This is a genomic window from Parasalinivibrio latis (assembly GCF_036825535.1).
GTDB lineage: Bacteria > Pseudomonadota > Gammaproteobacteria > Enterobacterales > Vibrionaceae > Parasalinivibrio > Parasalinivibrio latis.
Window position 1 is genome coordinate 437,091 of record NZ_CP098813.1, and the last position, 18,046, is coordinate 455,136.

General features: G+C 47.9%; 12 protein-coding genes. 3 read left to right on the forward strand and 9 right to left on the reverse strand.

The genetic code is table 11. The features are described 5' to 3' along the window. Positions 1 to 414: 414 nt before the first annotated feature. The 7 genes from NF212_RS19080 to NF212_RS19110 form a co-directional block, all read right to left on the reverse strand. On the reverse strand, positions 415 to 1,644 hold the full coding sequence (locus NF212_RS19080; protein WP_434363022.1) for a tetratricopeptide repeat protein: 1,230 nt from the start codon (positions 1,642 to 1,644) through the stop codon (positions 415 to 417). After that, on the reverse strand, positions 1,644 to 2,318 hold the full coding sequence (locus tag NF212_RS19085; RefSeq protein ID WP_434362367.1) for an energy transducer TonB: 675 nt from the start codon (positions 2,316 to 2,318) through the stop codon (positions 1,644 to 1,646). The genes NF212_RS19080 and NF212_RS19085 overlap by 1 nt, the downstream gene beginning before the upstream one ends. Beyond that, positions 2,318 to 2,722, reverse strand: coding sequence for an ExbD/TolR family protein (locus tag NF212_RS19090; protein ID WP_434362368.1), 405 nt, complete (start codon positions 2,720 to 2,722; stop codon positions 2,318 to 2,320). Before NF212_RS19090 ends, NF212_RS19085 begins: the two co-directional genes overlap by 1 nt. Further along, positions 2,719 to 3,288 carry a MotA/TolQ/ExbB proton channel family protein gene (locus tag NF212_RS19095; RefSeq protein WP_434362370.1) on the reverse strand — a complete coding sequence of 190 codons (570 nt, stop codon included), beginning with the start codon at positions 3,286 to 3,288 and terminating at the stop codon, positions 2,719 to 2,721. Before NF212_RS19095 ends, NF212_RS19090 begins: the two co-directional genes overlap by 4 nt. Continuing rightward, a complete protein-coding gene (locus tag NF212_RS19100) occupies positions 3,288 to 4,649 on the reverse strand; it encodes a MotA/TolQ/ExbB proton channel family protein (RefSeq protein WP_434362371.1) in 1,362 nt (453 codons plus the stop codon). Before NF212_RS19100 ends, NF212_RS19095 begins: the two co-directional genes overlap by 1 nt. Then, the gene (locus NF212_RS19105; protein ID WP_434362372.1) at positions 4,646 to 5,437 is read right to left on the reverse strand and encodes a DUF3450 domain-containing protein; all 792 of its coding nucleotides are present in this window, start codon (positions 5,435 to 5,437) and stop codon (positions 4,646 to 4,648) included. Before NF212_RS19105 ends, NF212_RS19100 begins: the two co-directional genes overlap by 4 nt. Before the next feature lie 193 nt (positions 5,438 to 5,630). Continuing rightward, on the reverse strand, positions 5,631 to 6,470 hold the full coding sequence (locus NF212_RS19110) for a helix-turn-helix domain-containing protein (RefSeq protein WP_434362374.1): 840 nt from the start codon (positions 6,468 to 6,470) through the stop codon (positions 5,631 to 5,633). 150 nt (positions 6,471 to 6,620) lie between these two features. On the opposite strand from NF212_RS19110, the gene NF212_RS19115 reads away from it, so the two are divergent. Continuing rightward, a complete protein-coding gene (locus NF212_RS19115; protein WP_434362375.1) occupies positions 6,621 to 8,396 on the forward strand; it encodes a solute:sodium symporter family transporter in 1,776 nt (591 codons plus the stop codon). A gap of 67 nt (positions 8,397 to 8,463) precedes the next feature. Beyond that, positions 8,464 to 9,978: a sulfatase-like hydrolase/transferase gene (locus NF212_RS19120; RefSeq protein WP_434362376.1), complete on the forward strand. Its 1,515-nt coding sequence runs from the start codon at positions 8,464 to 8,466 to the stop codon at positions 9,976 to 9,978. Positions 9,979 to 10,044: 66 nt separating this feature from the next. Here the strand turns inward: NF212_RS19120 and NF212_RS19125 are convergent, their stop codons facing one another. Beyond that, positions 10,045 to 12,114 carry a TonB-dependent siderophore receptor gene (locus NF212_RS19125; RefSeq protein WP_434362377.1) on the reverse strand — a complete coding sequence of 690 codons (2,070 nt, stop codon included), beginning with the start codon at positions 12,112 to 12,114 and terminating at the stop codon, positions 10,045 to 10,047. Between the two features lie 167 nt (positions 12,115 to 12,281). After that, positions 12,282 to 12,971: a response regulator transcription factor gene (locus NF212_RS19130; protein ID WP_434362379.1), complete on the reverse strand. Its 690-nt coding sequence runs from the start codon at positions 12,969 to 12,971 to the stop codon at positions 12,282 to 12,284. A gap of 355 nt (positions 12,972 to 13,326) precedes the next feature. Here NF212_RS19130 and NF212_RS19135 point away from each other — a divergent pair, with 355 nt between their 5' ends. Further along, positions 13,327 to 18,009: a glycosyl hydrolase family 95 catalytic domain-containing protein gene (locus tag NF212_RS19135; RefSeq protein WP_434362380.1), complete on the forward strand. Its 4,683-nt coding sequence runs from the start codon at positions 13,327 to 13,329 to the stop codon at positions 18,007 to 18,009. Positions 18,010 to 18,046: the final 37 nt, after the last annotated feature.

Genomic DNA, 18,046 nt, shown 5'->3' on the forward strand with positions numbered 1-18,046 from the left:
AACACAAAGACTAAAAAAGAGAAAATCACTAATTTAGTGCTTCTAAATCTCAATATATTTACGACACTTTATTTAGAAATAAGTGATATAAACTTATTTGGACATTTTTATTTACAACTATACCCAAACCACCTCAAGGTGCGTCATTCAGAGTGATTTCAGTGCGTTCAATTCAAGGAAAATACCTGAAGGAATGGCTGTTCCCTTTCAAAGGTATTTGACACAGAAGTGGACGCACTGAAACACTCCCGAAGGGCGAGTTTGATTGGCTCTCATTCCGCGTTGCTGTTTTTTGATTTAGAGCCACTAGATCTTCAAAACAGCGCCTTGACTGACAGCCAATCAACTCTCGCTGAAAACTGCATCTTGAGGTGGCTTGGGTATATATAATCCATTTTAGCTTTTCGGTATGCCTCATGTGCCTTTCTGTTTATTACCACTGTCCTCGGAAAGTCTTTCTTTTGCAGATAGCTTCACCTTCGCTGACAAATAGTGAATCCAGCTTTTTGCCTGCTCGGAAGGCTGGTACTCATCAGCGCGCTTTGCATGCATCAGGGCGTTATCAAACTGGGAAAGCTTGTAGAACGCACGTGCTTTTGCCAATTCAATATCTGCGGTTCGGCCACTACGGTTTACTTTGTTCAGTTCTCTCAGAGCAGCTTGGTAATGCTCTTGCTGGAGAAGCAGTTGGGCCAGATGCCAGCGGTGCTTATTATCCAACTCCGATGCTCTACGCCAACCCGCAATAGCGTTATCCCACTCTTTTGCCATTTGCCAGTAGCGCGCTTCTTCTACGGTTGTTTCTTCATTTTTCTGTTTTTCAGAAAGATCAGAAAGCAACTGTGCTGCTACTTCAGGAATACCTTGCTGGGCGTATAGCTGTGCCATCATCAAGGTATCCTGCGTACTAAATACAATCCCGTCTCGCTTGGCGAGCGCCAGAATACTCAGGGCATCTGTCGGACGGTCTAGCCTCATATAGGAGCTGGTCAACTGCATCCACCAGTTGCGGTTATCCGGCTCAACCGCAATCAGGCGCTTCAACGTCGGAACTGAACCTTTCCAATGACGAAGCTGTAATTGGGCACCCAGTTTCATGGTAAGCGGGGCCACACTGTCTTTATGGGTTACACGCTCATATTCCTTGGTTGATTTCAGTACCGATTTCCACTGCTGTTTCTGGTAATGTGCCTGAGCAATGCGCAACCAAAGGTCGTCAGCTTTTTCATTGTTTGGAATGTTTTTCGTCAGTGGGTAGTAGTATTTGAGTGCATTGCTGTAGGACTCTTCCGTCATGTAAAGATCGGCCAGCATACGTTGTGTGACCCAGGCCTGGCTGTCTTCGAGAAGGCCACTGTCTACCGCCAGTTTCAGCTTCGCTATCGCTTTCCCAGTCTGTCCGTACTGCCAGTAAAGTACACCCAGCATCCGGTTGACAAACGCTTGTTCAAACGGGCGATCAAGCTCAAGGCCAGAGAGCATTTTAATGGCTTCGGGCACTTTAGCTTCCTGTTGAAGCTCATAAGCTTTCTGCACTTTTCCGGCAGTAAACTGGGACAATTCTCCCGCAAGAACCAAACCGGAGAGCGTCACTGAGGCTACAGCCAACATCAAAATGGTGAAAGCGCGTAATCGTTTTTTCATCATCGGTTCAGTTTAAACTCCAGTCTAACGCTTTGGCCCGGTTGTGAAACCGCTTTGCCACCCACCACTTTCGGCTGGTACTTCCAGCGCTTGATAGCTCGCATGGCCTCTCGTTCAAACATTCGTCGGGGCTTCGCTTCAATGATGTCCAAATCAACCGGACGACCGCTCGGATCGATGGTGAAACTGACGACCACGTAACCTTCTACACCGCGTTTCAACGCTTTAGCCGGATACGTCGGCTCAATGCGGTATAGTGGCATCGCCTGCTGGTTACCTACCGTTTCAGCAACAGAAAAGTCACCCATTGTTGGCGCTTGAATAAGTACACCATCCAATCCGGTATTCAAGGACATGTTTGGGATGACGGGCTGTGCAGTCGCCACGCTTTGCCGGAGCTGACTTACCGGTTTTACCTGATCGGGCATTTCTGGCGGTTTGGGTGGGTCAGGGAGAGCACGCTTGCGACGCTGAACGTCAGTATCCTGCTCAACCATCACCATATCAAACGCCAGAACCGACTGATCATCATTCGCACGTTTTACGCCATGATCGACCATCAAGGCCATCAGGGAAAACAAGCCCAGTGCGCAGGTTGCAGCCAATGGCAACGCGATCAGCATGCGCGCCGCACCGTTGCCGGGTTTAGCCATACTGGAAGAAGACAACGCCATTATGGCTTCTCCGCCGCCAAGGCAATATTTTTGATACCTGCCCCTTTCGCCGCGTCCATGACTTCAACCACGGTGCCGTTGTAAGCATGCTCATCCGCCTGAATCACCAAAGAGGCTTCAGGCTGGTCCAAGAGTAGGTGTTCGAGCGTCGCTTCAACACGCTCAACATCAACCATTCGCTTGTCGATATAGATGTCGTTGGACGCCGTAATCGCAACAAAGATGCCCGCCTTTTTCTGACTTACAGCATGGCTGGCCTCAGGACGATTTACCTCTACTCCGGACTCTTTCACAAATGAGCTGGTTACAATAAAGAAGATCAGCATGATGAACACGATGTCCAGCATCGGAGTCAGGTCAATTTGCGCATCTTCGCGGACGCGCTGTGGGCGTGTCAGTCTCATGGTTGACGCCTCATAGCTTGTTCAAGTGCAATTTCTCGTCGGTGGCAGGCTTTCTGAATACGTGCATGGGCAAACACCCCGGCCAGTGCTGCTACCATTCCCGCCATCGTCGGCAGGGTTGCCATGGAAATACCGGATGCCATCAGGCGTGGGTCGCTGGTGCCCTGGTTCGCCATTACATCGAAAACCGAAATCATCCCGGTCACCGTGCCAAGAAGTCCCAACATTGGGCAAATCGAGACCAGTGCTTTGATCAGGTTCAGATGTTGGTTCAGAGCGTTGTGCGCTTCGAATAACCAACCCTCTCGCATCGCCCGGGTGTGCCAGGACAATTCACCTCTGTTCGCAGGTTCAATGTGCATTCTGTTTTTCCAGCAACCGAGCCAGTATTTTTTCTGTCGCGGGAAGGTCACCATCAGGTAAATCAGGCGCTCAGTTACCAACAACCAGCAAAGTATGACAACCGCACCCAGCCACCAGAGCACCGGGCCGCCCTGCGCCATAAATTCACGCAGGGTGACAATCCAGTTTTCAGTGAGCAAGGCCTGAAACGGAGAGTAGTCCATCACGCGGCCTTTCCGGTGCCTGCTGTATTGGCAGCAGCCAACCCGATTTCAGACTGTTCAGCAACAAGGCTGATGCCGTATTTTTCCAACGTGCCACGAATGGCATCGGCCTGGGAGCTCAATACGTTGTGAGCTAGCAGCAGTGGCATTGCCGCAATCAGGCCAAGTACCGTTGTGACCAATGCCATGGAAATTCCGCCGGCCATCACTTTCGGGTCACCATTGCCATACTGGGTAATCGTCTGGAAGGTCTCAATCATGCCGGTTACCGTACCGAGCAAGCCCAGCATAGGCGCGAGAGCAGCCAGCAACTTGAGCATGGAAAGCCCTTTCTCACAGCCTTGCTGCTCATCCACGATGGTTTCAAGAAGGCGCAGTTCCAGGGTTTCCAGTGAACGGTCCGGATGCTGGTGATACACGTTCAATACACGCCCCAGTGGGTTGTTCCCCGGCTTCTCCGGATGCTTGATTTGATTGCTGATCTTCAACCGCGTGACCATAAGTGAAGAGCCCCGGATCAAGGCGATCAACAGGCCAACTGCCAACAACCCGGCAATGACATATCCAACAATACCGCCTTGCATGAACCGGTCTTCCAGTGTTGGTTGTTGCGCCAACTGGGATAGTACAATCCCGCGGGAAGGGTCGAGCAGGAGTGAGGTGTTATCCGTAAAGCTGTCCAACACTTCGGAAGTCGGGCCGTTTTCCGGCAGCGTCTCGAAAGGTTTTGCCAAATTACGCCCAGCATCCCAGTCCAGATAACCGTTTATTCCAACCAGTCCCAGGTTACCAACCCGGTATACCTGCTGTTTGCTTACCGCTCCAGAGGCATCCAGGACATCCACCGTAATGGGTTCCAGGCCACTGCTGGCTCGGAGTTGGGTATTCATCCCTTTCCAAAGGCTGTCCAACTGAGCCAACGAAGGCAATTTTTCCGCAGCGACAACGTCATCCAACGTATTCAGATAGTCACTCTGGCCAATAGCCGTTACTGCTGTTCGCGCATCACCCTGCAGATTCTTGCTGGCCTGACGGACAACACCAAATAGTTCCCCCAGGCTGCCGGTTTCAAGGCGGAGTTTTTCTTCCAGTTGCGCGAGGTTTTCTTCATTGCGCGTGAAGTCCTGACTCAATACCTCAGTTTGCTTTTCCAGCGATACTTTCTGCGCTTTCAGGGCATTGAGCTTCTCACGGTAAAACTTTTCCGTTTTATTGAACCCAGCTTCGCGGGCTTGGTTGTGCACCGCAGTTTGCTTTTTAGCATTCGCCGCGTCATTGACGATATTGGCCTGAACGGACGGTACCAGTGAAAAAGCGACCAGCGCAGATGCCAGCAACAAAGGCAGGGATTTTAATTTCATTTCGCCGCCTCCGGAGCCGCCAACACAGTTTTCAGGGATGCCGGCAGGGTCAACAGTGCCGGGGTTGCCTGCTTCTTAGCAATGGCAAACGCCAAGTCAATATTTTCAGATTGGCTTGGGTCGACTGGCAACCAAGCCGCTGCATCGTCGCTCCAACTCCAGTATCGGGTGCCATCAATACTGCGAGCCAACAGTGCCGCCCGTCCAAGGTAGAAGATATTGGCTTCCAGCCGTTTTCCATCAGCCGTTATCTGGCCCTCGTAGGTGCCGAGCTTTGTACCGTAATCGAGTTCAATCTGGTAGGCCTCAAGGATCCGGCGGAATTTCTCGGCATCACTGACATCTGCCCGGCCCATCATTTCTTGTAAACGTTCAATCCGGTTGTGTCGTTGTTCGGCTTTTATCGGTTTGTCCTGCTCTACCCAGACTGTCAGGCTGTCGAGCATGCGGTACATCAGAGGAACAATCCCCTGTCGAGTGGCTTTTATATCGACAATTTGCCCCTCAATGCTCGCTGCTTCATTTTTCTGGCTGCGCACCAGGGTAGAAAGATGGTCGCGATACAGCGTCAGGTTTTCCACTTCTTCGGTAAGGCGCTCAATTTCCGCTTTCATCGCCAGCACCGAGTCCGCGCTCGAGTCGATTCGTTTCTGGCTGGCAGAAGATGCCTTGTTTGAACTCGATTCAATGGACTGTGCCTTGCTGATGTCAGCTGCGGTATCCGCTGCATTCGACGCAAGCGGCATCATTGCCACCAACAAAGCCAGACTGAGCTTACTTACCTTCATCGTTTTCGCATTCTCTGGAGTTTAATTTTCAAAGGAGACTTGCACCCACCAGCGGGAGAAGAGATTTTAACAGTATTTGCAGAACCTTGGAGGAAGTATCCATCTCAAAAGGAACCAAATAATGAGAATTATTATCAACAAATCCTTCCAGAAAGAACAGGACTTTTTAGTAAATTTTGTAAAGGTTTCCTTACTACAGCAGGCTGGAAAGCGATGAGGGTGGATAACCGAATTTTTTCTTAAACGCTTTACTCAAGTGAAAACTGTCATAGAAACCAAGGCGGTCTGATACCTGTTGAACAGATAGTTTTTTTTGTTTGAGTAGAGAATGAGCGATGTTCAATTTGGCTGTCAGACAATAGTTTTTCGGTGATTGTCTCGTGTACCGGATAAAAAGCCGTCGTAAATATTGTTCACTGCATTGTGCAATTTCAGCAAGCTCTCCGATGCTCCAGTTTTTACTGATATTTAAGTGAATTTCAGTAAGAACTCGCTGAACCTTGTCAAACGTCCCCGAATTTACTGCATCAAAATCTGTCAATGTAAGCCATTCATAGATGATCTTGATTATGATTGCAGCCCCGAGTACTTTTTTACGATGGTCTGTTTCGGACAATAATTTTACTGCCAACAGACATTCCTGAGAAAAATCACGACCTTCTGTCCATGAAATTATTTCACCATATGGAAATTCCAGTGCGCCGTTTGGCGTAAACTCCATCCAGAACATCTCCCATATCAGGCCGACACAGTAGTAAGATTTAATTGAAGTTGGCTGCAAAAAAATAACGCTTGGACCGCGTACTACAACGATCTCCCCAGTGTGAAGTAATATTTCCCCAACGCCTTGCCGGGTAAATACGGCGATGACTGAATTGGGTAGCAAGGGTAATTTTTTATCCTCAGGCCAGTGTACTTTGTATGAAGAATCCGCATTGGTGTCCCACAATGCAATTAACGTGATGCCGCTTGATATTACCTTTTCATCAATCACGATAGGTGTGTTATGAGGTGTTTCGTTTTTTACATCCATTACATCAATTCTGCCATTCAAAAGTTCTTCTCACAGGTTAATACTGTTATTGAATTAACAAACGCGCAACACCGATGATCTTAATTTTAATTTATCGGAATGAGGAAACCACATGGACGTGATAAATTTATTAGTCAGGGAGGGCAGATTATGATGACAGTTCTTTCTTTTGTATTGTTTACGCTGTTTGTCGCCTACGTTTCTTTTCTAAAGACGAGAAAAGATAATCTGGACAGTGTGACAGGTTATTTTCTTGCAAGCCGAAGCCTTTCCTGGATTGTGATTGCCGGCTCGCTGTTTTTGACAAATATTTCAGCTGAACAATTGGCAGGATTGAACGCAAATGCATTCAGAAACGGAGCAAATGTTATGGCGTGGGAAACGACTTCCGCACTTGCTCTTATTGTATTAGCATTTGTTTTTCTTCCTCGTTACCTAAAATCAGGGGTCTCAACAATTCCCCAGTTTTTAGAAAATCGCTATGGAAAGCGGATGCGTATCGTTGCATCTTTCATCTTCCTCTATGCCATCGTCATTGGTTTCCTCCCCTTTGTCCTTTACGCCGGCGCCATCACCTTAGGTAAACTTTTTGATATCAGCGGGCTGCTAGGCATTAGTGATACCGCTTCAACGTGGCTTATGGTCGTTGCCATTGGCATAATCGGAGGCTTATACGCGGTATTTGGCGGCCTTAAAGCCGTTGCAATTTCCGATACTATTAACGGCATTGGACTATTAATCGCGGGACTTCTCGTCCCGGTACTCGGACTGTACTACCTTGGTGGTGATAGCGTCTCCCAAGGTGTAGAAATATTGTTCCGGGATGCACCTGAACGCCTCAATGCAGCTGGCATCGCGCCTGATGCTAACATTCCATGGCATGGTATGCTGTCTGGCGTAATTATTATTAACCTTTTTTACTGGTGTACAAACCAGGCGATTGTTCAGCGTACACTCGCCGCTAAAAACCTTGCTGAAAGCCAAAAAGGCGTCCTTGCCGCCGCCCTGATGAAAATACTTGGTATTTTCATGCTGGTACTGCCGGGTATTATCGCCTGGCACCTACATCAAAAGGGAATGCTGACTATTCCATTCAAAACGGTAGATGGTGCAGAGACTGCTGTGCTAAACGCTGACATGTCCTACCCGCTATTGGTAAGAGCTATATTGCCAGATTGGCTTACGGGATTTTTTGGAGCAGCAATGTTTGGGGCAATTCTCAGTTCCTTTAACAGCGGGGTCAACAGCCTTTCCACGTTGGTTAGCCTGGATATTTATAAACAGGCGATAAACCCCCAGGCCAGCGACAAACAAACAGTAGCCGTTGGACGGTTATTTGGAATAGTCACCATTGGGGTTTGTATTTTGATTGCCCCCTATATTGCAAACTCTGACAGCTTGTACACCCTGATGCGCACAATCATGGCTATTATCAACGTTCCAATTCTGGCCGTCATTCTTATGGGCGTCATTTCCAAACGTGCCCCTGCATTAGCGGGATATGTCGGCCTGGCAGTTGGCATGGTTTTCTTTTACACCGCGCACTTTGTCCTGGGGGGAGACCTGGGATTTGTGAAATTGCACTGGCTGAACTTAGTTGGGCTGAACCTGGTACTGATGCTCGGCGTAATGGCCCTGATTCGCTACCTTAAACCCATGAGTAAACCTTACCAGGCCACTTATACCGGTGAGGTAGATATCCAGCCATGGAAATACGCAAAACAAGCCAGCTGGGTACTTCTCACATTATTCCTGCTTCTTTACGTTACCTTATCCCCTTTGGGCTTGACGTCTGAGACAGGGTCGATGCTAAGTGTAATCAGTATCGTGGCTGCCAGCATGGTTGTTATCTACGCTTTATTTTCATTTGTTGTAAAAGCTGCTAGTAACAATAAGCGCCAAGATGTATCTGAGTCTTCCAGTTAGCAAGAAAGTCGGTGGCAGTAAACTTATTATTGCCACCTTCTTCTCTTTGAATTAAAAAGGGAATTAAGTGAATAAACCAAATATTATTTTGATTATTACTGATACTCAGTCTACAAACATGATCAGTTGCTACAGCCATCAAAGGGTAAATACCAATAATATTGACAGCCTCGCATCTGAAAGTATCAAGTTTAATTCCGCCTATGCTTGTGCACCAATTTGTACGCCAGCAAGAGCCGGTATTTTTACCGGAATTTATTCCAACCAATCAGGCCCTTGGACCAATAACATTGCGCCGGGAAAAAATATCATCTCAATGGGGCGCTATTTTAAAGATAGTGGCTATAAAACATGCTACATCGGTAAATGGCATTTGGATGGCCATGACTATTTTGGAACAGGTATTTGCCCTGAGGAATGGGACGAAGACCACTGGTATGACGGCGCAAATTATCTGTTGGATTTATCTGATGAAGAGATAGATCTATGGAGAAATGGCTTGAATTCCATTGAAGATTTAGAACGGAATAACATTACTTCTGAGTTTACCTGGGCACATCGTTCCACTGACAAGGCAATTCGCTTCTTACAGGACGCTGAAAAAGAGCCTGAAGACCCTTTTTTGCTGGTCGTTTCTTATGATGAACCACACCACCCGTTTACCTGCCCACCAGAGTACGCCGGGAGATATAAGAATTTTGGATACGATCTTGGTAACAAGGCAAGGGATGACCTAAAAAACAAACCGCTTCACCATCGACTTTGGTCTGAAGCTATGCCTACCCCGGTTGGTGAAGATGGCATTTACCGGCACCCACTTTATTTCGGGTGCAATGATTATGTGGATGACCAAGTCGGCAGATTAATTTCCTCATTGGACAATACAACACTGGCTAACACCTGGGTTGTATATACCTCTGATCACGGTGAAATGATGGGTGCGCACAAACTTATCAGCAAAGGAGCCGCAATGTACGATGACATTACGCGTATACCGCTGATAATCCGCCCCCCTGTAGGACTGAGGCAGCAACGTGAATTTGATGACCCCGTGAGCCATATTGATATCCTTCCAACAATACTCAACCTTGCCGGAATAGAGAAACCACCCATATTACCGGGCAGAAACATTCTCAGTGCCGAAAGAGAGAATCTTGAGAATGGCGGTGTAATGATCGAGTTCAATCGGTACGAAATAGAGCACGATAGCTTCGGCGGCTTCATTCCTGTTCGCTGTTGGGTGGATCACGACTTTAAGTTGGTTATCAATCTGCTGACTTCAGATGAGCTTTACGACAGAAATGGGGATCCGGAAGAAATGAATAATCTGATTGACCACCCAGACTATGCTGATATCCGGGATGAGTTGCATGACCGCCTTCTAAATTATATGGACTTTATCCGAGATCCTTTCCGCTCCTATGAATGGGCAATGAGGCCTTGGAGAGAAAATACCAACGCTGCCTGGATGGGAGCATTCCGGCCCCGGCCATCAGACGGATACGCCCCTTGTGTTTGTGACTATGACACAGGAAAACCGACTAAAGGGGTAAAGATCGAAGATAAGACACTGAAATATTGAGACAAGATCTGATCTTTATACAGAACCGGCTTCTTACCGGAAGCCGGCTCTGCAGTGAGTGCTACATCAATATTTAAACTCTACCGTCGCCATGTAGTTGCGGCCTTCACCAATCACAGTATTGTCTTGGTCGCCACCTGCGTAGTAATCCTCATCAAACAGGTTTTCAACATTCAGGCGGAGGGAAATGTCCATATTCTTGCCCCGCTTGATGCTGTGGGCGACACCGGCATCAAAACGGGTGTAAGCCTCTTTTTTGTAGGTGTTTTTTGCGTCACCGAAACGGTCACCTACATAGATAGCTCCCAGGTTAAACAGGGTATTGTCAGTGATGTTGTAGCGACTCCAGACACTGGCTGAAAACTCAGGGACATCAACCGGGCGCTTACCATTAAGTGATACATCTGTTGGGTCTTTGATCTCTGCATCCAGATAGGTCATTGAGCCATAAACCGAGAGTTTCTCCGTCGCGTGGCCTACCACACTCAGTTCCAGCCCGTTATGTACCTGCTCGCCGACCTGAACGGTTTCTGGGTCACTTTTACTGCCTTTATTGAGCTTTTTATTTTCCATGGTGATATTAAACACCGCGGCAGAGACAAACAGTTGGTTGTCCATCAACTCCCATTTGGTACCCAGCTCATACAGCTTGCCACGCATTGGGTCGAGGTGCTTGCCGAAGTTCACGTCATTACTGTCGGTGACATTACCCAAGGGCTCAAAGCTTTCTGAGTAAGTCAGGTATACCGATCCGTTTTCATTCGGGTGGAAGATAACCGCCACTTTCGGCAAGATATTGCTTTCGCTGTATTTCGCATCATCCTCCCGGTCAACACGCACACCGGCTAAAGCCTGCCAGTAGTCATTGAATGTCACCATATCCTGGAGATAGAAACCGTAGGAATCCCGCTCAGTTGGCTCGCCTTTTTTACCCTTGTGGTAATCAAGGCCAGCAGGCTTGTCCAGCGGTTGACCCACTGTACCGGTTAGTCCTTTGATGCTGTCGCGCTGAAGGGCGTAGTAGTAACCCAGCCAGTTAGCCCCAACAAGAACCTGGTGATCAACACCCATCCCAAGAAACTCGCCGGTCAAGTCGACATAAGCAGTATCAAACTTCCAGTGGTCATGGCGGTCATAGCCCTGGTAGTCAAACGTGCCGGTTGATGGATTGTAAGAGGTTGGCTTGGAAAAGCTCTCGACATCCCGGCGTTCAAAGTCCTGGTGGTTGTATCCCACAGCCAGGTTCCAGCTGTGATTCATTGCCCAGTTCACATCAACACCGATGTTTTCAACATCGTTCTCGATATTCGACCACTGCGCATCCCAGATATGTTCTTTACCCAGAACCGGTTTGCCATCAACAATGTAAGCGCCTGAATCCACGCTGCCATCGTCGTTGGTACGGTCGTAGTGGAAAGACAGCGAGACATCGTCGGTTACGTCATAATCCACCATCAGGCCACCAACAAAACGCTCGGTTGTAGGCGTTGAGCCATCGGTGTAACGACGCCAAGAATCATAAGACTGTTTTGCCAACACAGTACGGGCGCGCAAGGTCTGGTCGTCATTCAGGGAACCGCTGACATCCAGCACAGTCCGGGATTCGTTATTTGACCCGATGTCCTGGCTGAATTTGACCTTAGTATCATAAGTCGGCTTTTTGCTGACCATGTTTACCAGGCCACCGGGTGCTGACTTACCATAAAGCAAACCCGCAGGGCCTTTCAGAACTTCGACAGTTTCCAGCAGCTCAACCGGTTGACGATAGTGAGACCAGTGTTGTTTCCCATCCCGCAAGAAGCCTGTCGAACTGCCCAGCTCAAAACCCCGCAGGAAGAAACGCTCGCGGTTACGGGTGGTACCCCCGGCTGATACGCTGGCATCATTTTTCAGCACTTCACTCAGTAAACTTGCACGTTGTTCATTGATGAGTTCTTCGTCAAGCACGGCAACCTGTCCTGGGGTATCGAGCAGGCTCATTTCCATGCGCATGGCAGTACGGTTGGCATCTGCCTTGTAACCGAATTCACGGCCTTCCACGATCATTGTTTCATCTGCTTTTGTGCTTTCAGCCTGTACAGTCGGTGTGGCTAAAATAGCACCAACTACCAGGGCCAGGTGGCGTTTCTTGAACATCTTCCCGTCTCCGAACATCAAGGGGCGATAACCTGTAAATTTCGGAGATGGAATCTAAGTGATAATTATTATTGTTTATACTTAATTTACATTCTTTGCATTTGTGAAAAATTGTCCGCACACATCATGGAAACGGCGATATTAAAGTCGCCAGGAAAATAGAACATCTATGTCCACTTCAGATCAAGGACAAAGCAGTAACCTTTACCCCGTATAGTCTTAATGTGTTGCTTGGACAAGCCGGCATTATTGAATTTGCGCCTGATGTTGCTGACATGCATATCAAGGTTACGATCAAAGGGGCTGAGCTCTTTTTTCAATACATCCATTTGCAGTCGAGACTTATCGACAACAATATCGTGATGATTTATCAGGTAAGTCACCAGGCTTAGCTCAGTTTCAGTTAACGGCAAACCGGATACTTTTTCCTTAAGCATCTGAAGTGAAGACACACCGTTTTCCTTATGTGTTTCTAAGTTCAGGTGTGTTTGCTGCTTTCCAACCCGGCGAAGTATTGCCTGGATACGTACAAGCAGTTCAGGCACTTTAAATGGCTTTGAAAGGAAATGATCTGCACCTGCAGCGTAACCTTCCAACATGGTGGCTTCGTCATCCCTGGCTGTCAGCATAATAATGGGTGTCAGGCTTTGGCTGCTTATGTGGCGGGCAAGGGTTATGCCGTCGATTTTAGGCAGCATGACTTCCAGAAGAATTAACGATGGGTTTTCCTTTTTTATACTCTCCAATGCAGCTTCTCCACAATGTGCACAGCAAACCTCAAAGCCTTCGCCAATCAGCACTTCCTGAAGCAATTCACACATCGCAAGGTCATCTTCAACAACCAGAATTTTTGACATTTTGCACTACAATAAAATGATAATCGTTCGCATTCTAATGTACTGCATCCGAGTTTTGAACAATCATTTGAATGAAATAATGCCGGGTGCTGCTCTGTGAACCACAGCACTTAACAATTAAAAACAGAGAGTTACGGCATAATTTACGGTTGGATATTTACTGTGTTTTCGTTACCGATTGATATTTAAGGTTTTATCAGTCGCACTTCATATTGACATCACTATTTATGTGACCCTCATCAAATGTAAGTGATTTGTTAATTTCTAATTTGAAATCATGATTTATATTTAAATCTCCCATATGTTGTATGACATCTTATTACCAATAGCTAAATAAGTTAGGGAATAACTCAAAATGAATGGATTTCAACCGAAGAGAAATATCTTTTATGGGGTGTTTCTGCTGTCTGGGTTGTTGAGTACGGAAGCTTACGCCCTTCCTGTACAATCAATCACTAAAGACACCGGGGCAGAAATAACCCAATTTAACCAGCAGCAAGATCTCTACTTTAATTCTGCAGAAGGCAAGCGCACCAACCAAAGTTCAACAGCGTTTGGTGGAGACGCTTTTTCAGCCGTTGATGGCAACACGTCCGGCGTATACCAGGAACATTCCATTACCCATACCAGCTTTGAAGCCAATCCGTGGTGGACGGTGGATCTCGGCCAGACCGAAACAATAAACAAAGTACGGGTATGGAACCGGACTGACTGTTGTAACAACCGGCTCGGCGCGTTCTACATTCTCACATCCAACCAACCTTTGGACGCTGTCACACTCAGCCAGGCTACATCAAGCACAACTATCAATGTTTACGGCGTTAACTCTATTGATACGTTGACCCAATTAAGCCTCTCTGGCTCCTTCCGCTACCTTAAAATCTTAAAAGACAGTTCGTCGTATCTTTCTCTGGGCGAAGTGGAAGTATTCCGTCAGAAGACCGGGCGTGAAAGCGCAACCGTCGGTGGCAGCCTGAACTGGGTACAGTTCGCAGACGTAAGTGCAAGTGAAACGAGCAGCACTCAATCATCTGCGCAGGCAAGTGACGGGGATATTTCAACCAAATGGTTGAGCGCACCATCGTCCGGTCAGGTAATTTACACTGTTACTTTGCCTGACGGCATTACCCGCCCGATGCGCTCGTATTCCCTGATTTCAGCCAATGATGCAAGTCAACGTGATCCAGCCTCGTGGCAACTTCAGGGCTCAAATGACAGCCGTAATTGGACGACGCTTGATACACGTTCTGATCAGAGCTTTCCGCAGCGTCACTGGGCAAAAACCTATCAATTCATCAATGATGCGGCATACAGCCATTATCGCCTGGCAATGTTGCCGAAATCAGGCGACCAAGTGCAATTTGCTGAAGTAACAATGTGCGAAATCCTTTGTGATGTAAATGATGGTAATCAGGGCATCACCGCGCACAATCTGATGTACCAAGGAACAGCTGAAGCATCATCACAGTGGTCATTGGGAGGCCAAACTGCTGACGCATTGATTGACGGAGACATCAACACCAAGTGGATTTCCAGCCGTGGTGATAACTCTCCAGTGATTACCATGTTATTGCCCCAGGCAAAAGCGAAAGCAGTCCGCTACTATGCTCTCACATCCGGGAACGATGTACCGTCCCGTGACCCTAAGTCTTGGACGCTTGAAGGTTCAGATAACGGCCGGGATTGGGAAGTTCTGGATATACGGTCCAACCAATCTTTCGATTCTCGCCGACAAACCCGGCATTTTAACATTACAAATGCTCAGCCTTATTCCCGATATCGGCTTACCTTGCAATCTAATGGCGGCGATACTTTCTATCAGTTAACTAATATCGCCCTTTGCCAGTTGCAATGTAATGAAGCGGAAAATCCACGCTTGAAATCTGCATTGACCATTGGTGCAACCGCTACTGCTGACATGCAAGGTCCCGATCATGAAGGGCCGAATGCCGCTCTGGACGGTCGCACAAATAGTAAATGGTACACCGCTCGCGGTGGTAGTGAGCACTGGCTGCGCGTTGATCTGAAGAACAATAAGGGTTTTGGAGTTCGCCAATACCAGATCACATCTGCTAACGATGTTCAAAGCAGAGACCCTGCAAATTGGCAGTTACAGGGTTCAAACGATGGTGCAGAGTGGAGAACACTGGATACACGAAGCAACATCACCTTTGAAAACCGTTACCAAACTAAAACATTTCCTACCCGTTGGATTGGTGCATATCGCCACTACCGTCTCATCGGGACTTCGCAGAACGGAAATGATCTTCAACTGTCTGAATTTGTGTTGTGCCCTGTCAATTGCAGCAGTTTGGTTTCTAATGAGCCCCACAACCTGCAATCCGATAGTTTCACCGTTCAGACACCAGATATTTCCAGTTCCACAACCGCACTAACGACCGTTGACGACAGTGACAGCTGGCAGACCGAAGCTGGTATTAATGCTCCAGCAACCGTCGTGTTTACTGCAGCCAATGATACGGTCAGCAGTCTGAACAGTTATGCCCTGCGTGCACCGGACGGTTCTGCTTCTCAATCCTTGTCATGGACTGTTTGGGGATCCGTAGATGGTGAAAGCTGGACATTGGTTGATGTGAAATTTGACCAAAACCTCACTGACACACCGAGCTACTTTGGTATCCCGGGGGATAACCTATACAGCCACCTCCGAGTAGAGTTCCAGCCAACCAATCAGGGAGTTTCTCTGAGCTATCTGGGCTTCTGCCAGGACAGTGGCTGCCCGTCAGATCTGGTCGGTAAACCGGATGGTTCAGATTGGATGTTGTGGTACACAACCCCGGCTTCATTACTTCAAGAATCCGTTCACCTCGGTAACGGGCCTATGGGTATTTCAGTATACGGTGGTGTGGAAGAAGAACGTTTCCTCATCAATGAACACCAAATTTGGGCTGGTTCTCCTTTCTTCCACAGTAAGGAAGTCACACAGGATATTCGTGACCAGATGATCCAGTCTGTGTTCGACAAGGATTACGACACGACAAACCAATTGTACAAAGACCATTTTAGACGCCAACGTCCGGTTCACTACCAATTGGCTGGTAACCTCAGGGTAGCGACAGATGTTTCAGGAAACGTCAGCAACTATCGCCGCTCACTGGATATGGATAAAGCAGTTTCAGAAGTCAGCTTTATCGACAGTACAGGTGCCCGCCACACTCGGGAAACCTTTACCAGCTTCAAAGATCCTGTCATGGTGTCCCGTTTCAAAGTAGATGGAGGTGTCCAAAATCTGACGTTCAGCTACGATTCGCCGTTGCCGATAACGGTATCGGCCAACAAGCGTACCGTACTCAGCGCCGAAATAGTAATGGACGGCCAAAATAGTGAAGGGACTGAGTTATATCCTATCCCCGGAGAGGTCAAATTCAGGTCGAAAACCATCATCAAAGCCGTTGATGGAGAAATTGACGTCGTAGACAACAAAGTCATTGTACGCGGAACCTCGGAAGTGCAAATCTGGTCGGCGGTTGACACCAATGTCACCAACTACAAGGCCCTAACTTCCGATGAAAAAGAATTGGTACAACAGCACCTTTCTGCAAACAGCATGATGTCAAGGAGCTACGACGACCTTCTTGCCCGGCACCTATCGGTATATAAACGTTTATTCCGAACCCTGAATTTTGATTTCCCAGGGAAAGAAAACGGCGATACCCCGACAGATCTGCGCCGAAAGGCATTCCGTAATGATACAGACCAGCACATGGCGGCTCTCTGGACACAATATTCCCGCTATGCGCTGCTGTCCTCTTCATTTAACAGTGAACCTGCAAACCTGCAGGGACGTTGGAATGACAAAACACACCCCCAATGGTGGAGTGACTATCACCTCGATATTAACCTCGCCATGAACTATATGTCAGCGGAAAACCTCAATCTAGTTGCTGCTCATAAACCTCTTTTTGAGTTCATTTATGATCTGGCAGAGCAAAATAAAGGCTATGCGAGGGAAATCTACGGAATCAACAACGGCGGCTGGGTAGCACACATCGCTTCAGATGTATGGCGTAACTCTCCACCTATCCGGGCAATTCACGGACAGTGGGTTCAAGGTGGCACATGGATTTCGATGAACCTGTGGGAACACTACCTTTACAACCCGGATATTAATTTCTTACGCAAGATCTATCCGACGTTAAAAGGTGCAGCTCTCTTCTTTGATGAATTGCTGAAAACACACCCGGATTCTGGTAATAACGATCTGGTTCATACGTGGTCCACCAGCCCGGAAAACAAACCTGACGGAAGGGGGTCAGATCTCCAGTTAATGCCAACTATGGACAGTCAGCTTCTTCATCAGCTATATGACATAGTCATTGAGGCTTCAACTACGCTGAATACCGATTCAACTCTTCGAAGCAAATGGCAATCCATCAAGAACCGGTTGCCGAGTCCCGCACCTATAGGTCGTTGGGGACAGCTTCAGGAGTGGTACGAAGATATTGACAAAGAGGAAGATCAACACCGCCATATCTCCCATCTTTACGGTGCTGGCCCGGGTTGGATCTTAGATTTGGAAGACAGTGCGACCCGTGACGCAGTCTTTACATCACTTGACCACAGAGGGAGTGGAGGCACCGGTTGGGCATCTCCATGGCGTGGTTATATTTGGGCTCGTCTCGGTGAAACATCCCGTGCTTACCAGCAACTGAAGAGCGTGATAAGCAGCTATTCCTATCCGGACCTTACGGTCAATGTAACTGGAGTCACACAGGTAGATGGCCTGTTCGGTGGGGCTGCTGTGGTTGGGGAAATGCTGATGCATTCTCACCGTGGAAGCGTTGACCTGCTACCTTCCATTCCAGAATCCTGGACAGAGGGCAAAGTAAGGGGACTGCGGGCACGGGGTGGCTTTACGCTCACCAACCTCGAGTGGCAAAACGGCACGTTGGTAGAAGCCGCTATTAGGTCTGAAGCCGGCAAGCTACTGACTGTTCGCTACAACGGCCAGACCGTGACGATAAACACCACTAAAGGCCAGACATACAGGGTAGATGCATCCCTGAATGTGTACTGACTTCTAATTTGAAACCTTGTTATCAGGCTGGCATCTG

What these genes read in the sequence shown, in the direction of transcription:
- NF212_RS19080 (WP_434363022.1), bottom strand. Translation starts at nt 1,644, where the DNA reads ATGAAAAAACGATTACGCGCTTTCACCATTTTGATGTTGGCTGTAGCC.
- NF212_RS19085 (WP_434362367.1), bottom strand. Translation starts at nt 2,318, where the DNA reads ATGGCGTTGTCTTCTTCCAGTATGGCTAAACCCGGCAACGGTGCGGCG.
- NF212_RS19090 (WP_434362368.1), bottom strand. Translation starts at nt 2,722, where the DNA reads ATGAGACTGACACGCCCACAGCGCGTCCGCGAAGATGCGCAAATTGAC.
- NF212_RS19095 (WP_434362370.1), bottom strand. Translation starts at nt 3,288, where the DNA reads ATGGACTACTCTCCGTTTCAGGCCTTGCTCACTGAAAACTGGATTGTC.
- NF212_RS19100 (WP_434362371.1), bottom strand. Translation starts at nt 4,649, where the DNA reads ATGAAATTAAAATCCCTGCCTTTGTTGCTGGCATCTGCGCTGGTCGCT.
- NF212_RS19105 (WP_434362372.1), bottom strand. Translation starts at nt 5,437, where the DNA reads ATGAAGGTAAGTAAGCTCAGTCTGGCTTTGTTGGTGGCAATGATGCCG.
- NF212_RS19110 (WP_434362374.1), bottom strand. Translation starts at nt 6,470, where the DNA reads ATGGATGTAAAAAACGAAACACCTCATAACACACCTATCGTGATTGAT.
- NF212_RS19115 (WP_434362375.1), top strand. Translation starts at nt 6,621, where the DNA reads ATGATGACAGTTCTTTCTTTTGTATTGTTTACGCTGTTTGTCGCCTAC.
- NF212_RS19125 (WP_434362377.1), bottom strand. Translation starts at nt 12,114, where the DNA reads ATGTTCAAGAAACGCCACCTGGCCCTGGTAGTTGGTGCTATTTTAGCC.
- NF212_RS19130 (WP_434362379.1), bottom strand. Translation starts at nt 12,971, where the DNA reads ATGTCAAAAATTCTGGTTGTTGAAGATGACCTTGCGATGTGTGAATTG.
- NF212_RS19135 (WP_434362380.1), top strand. Translation starts at nt 13,327, where the DNA reads ATGAATGGATTTCAACCGAAGAGAAATATCTTTTATGGGGTGTTTCTG.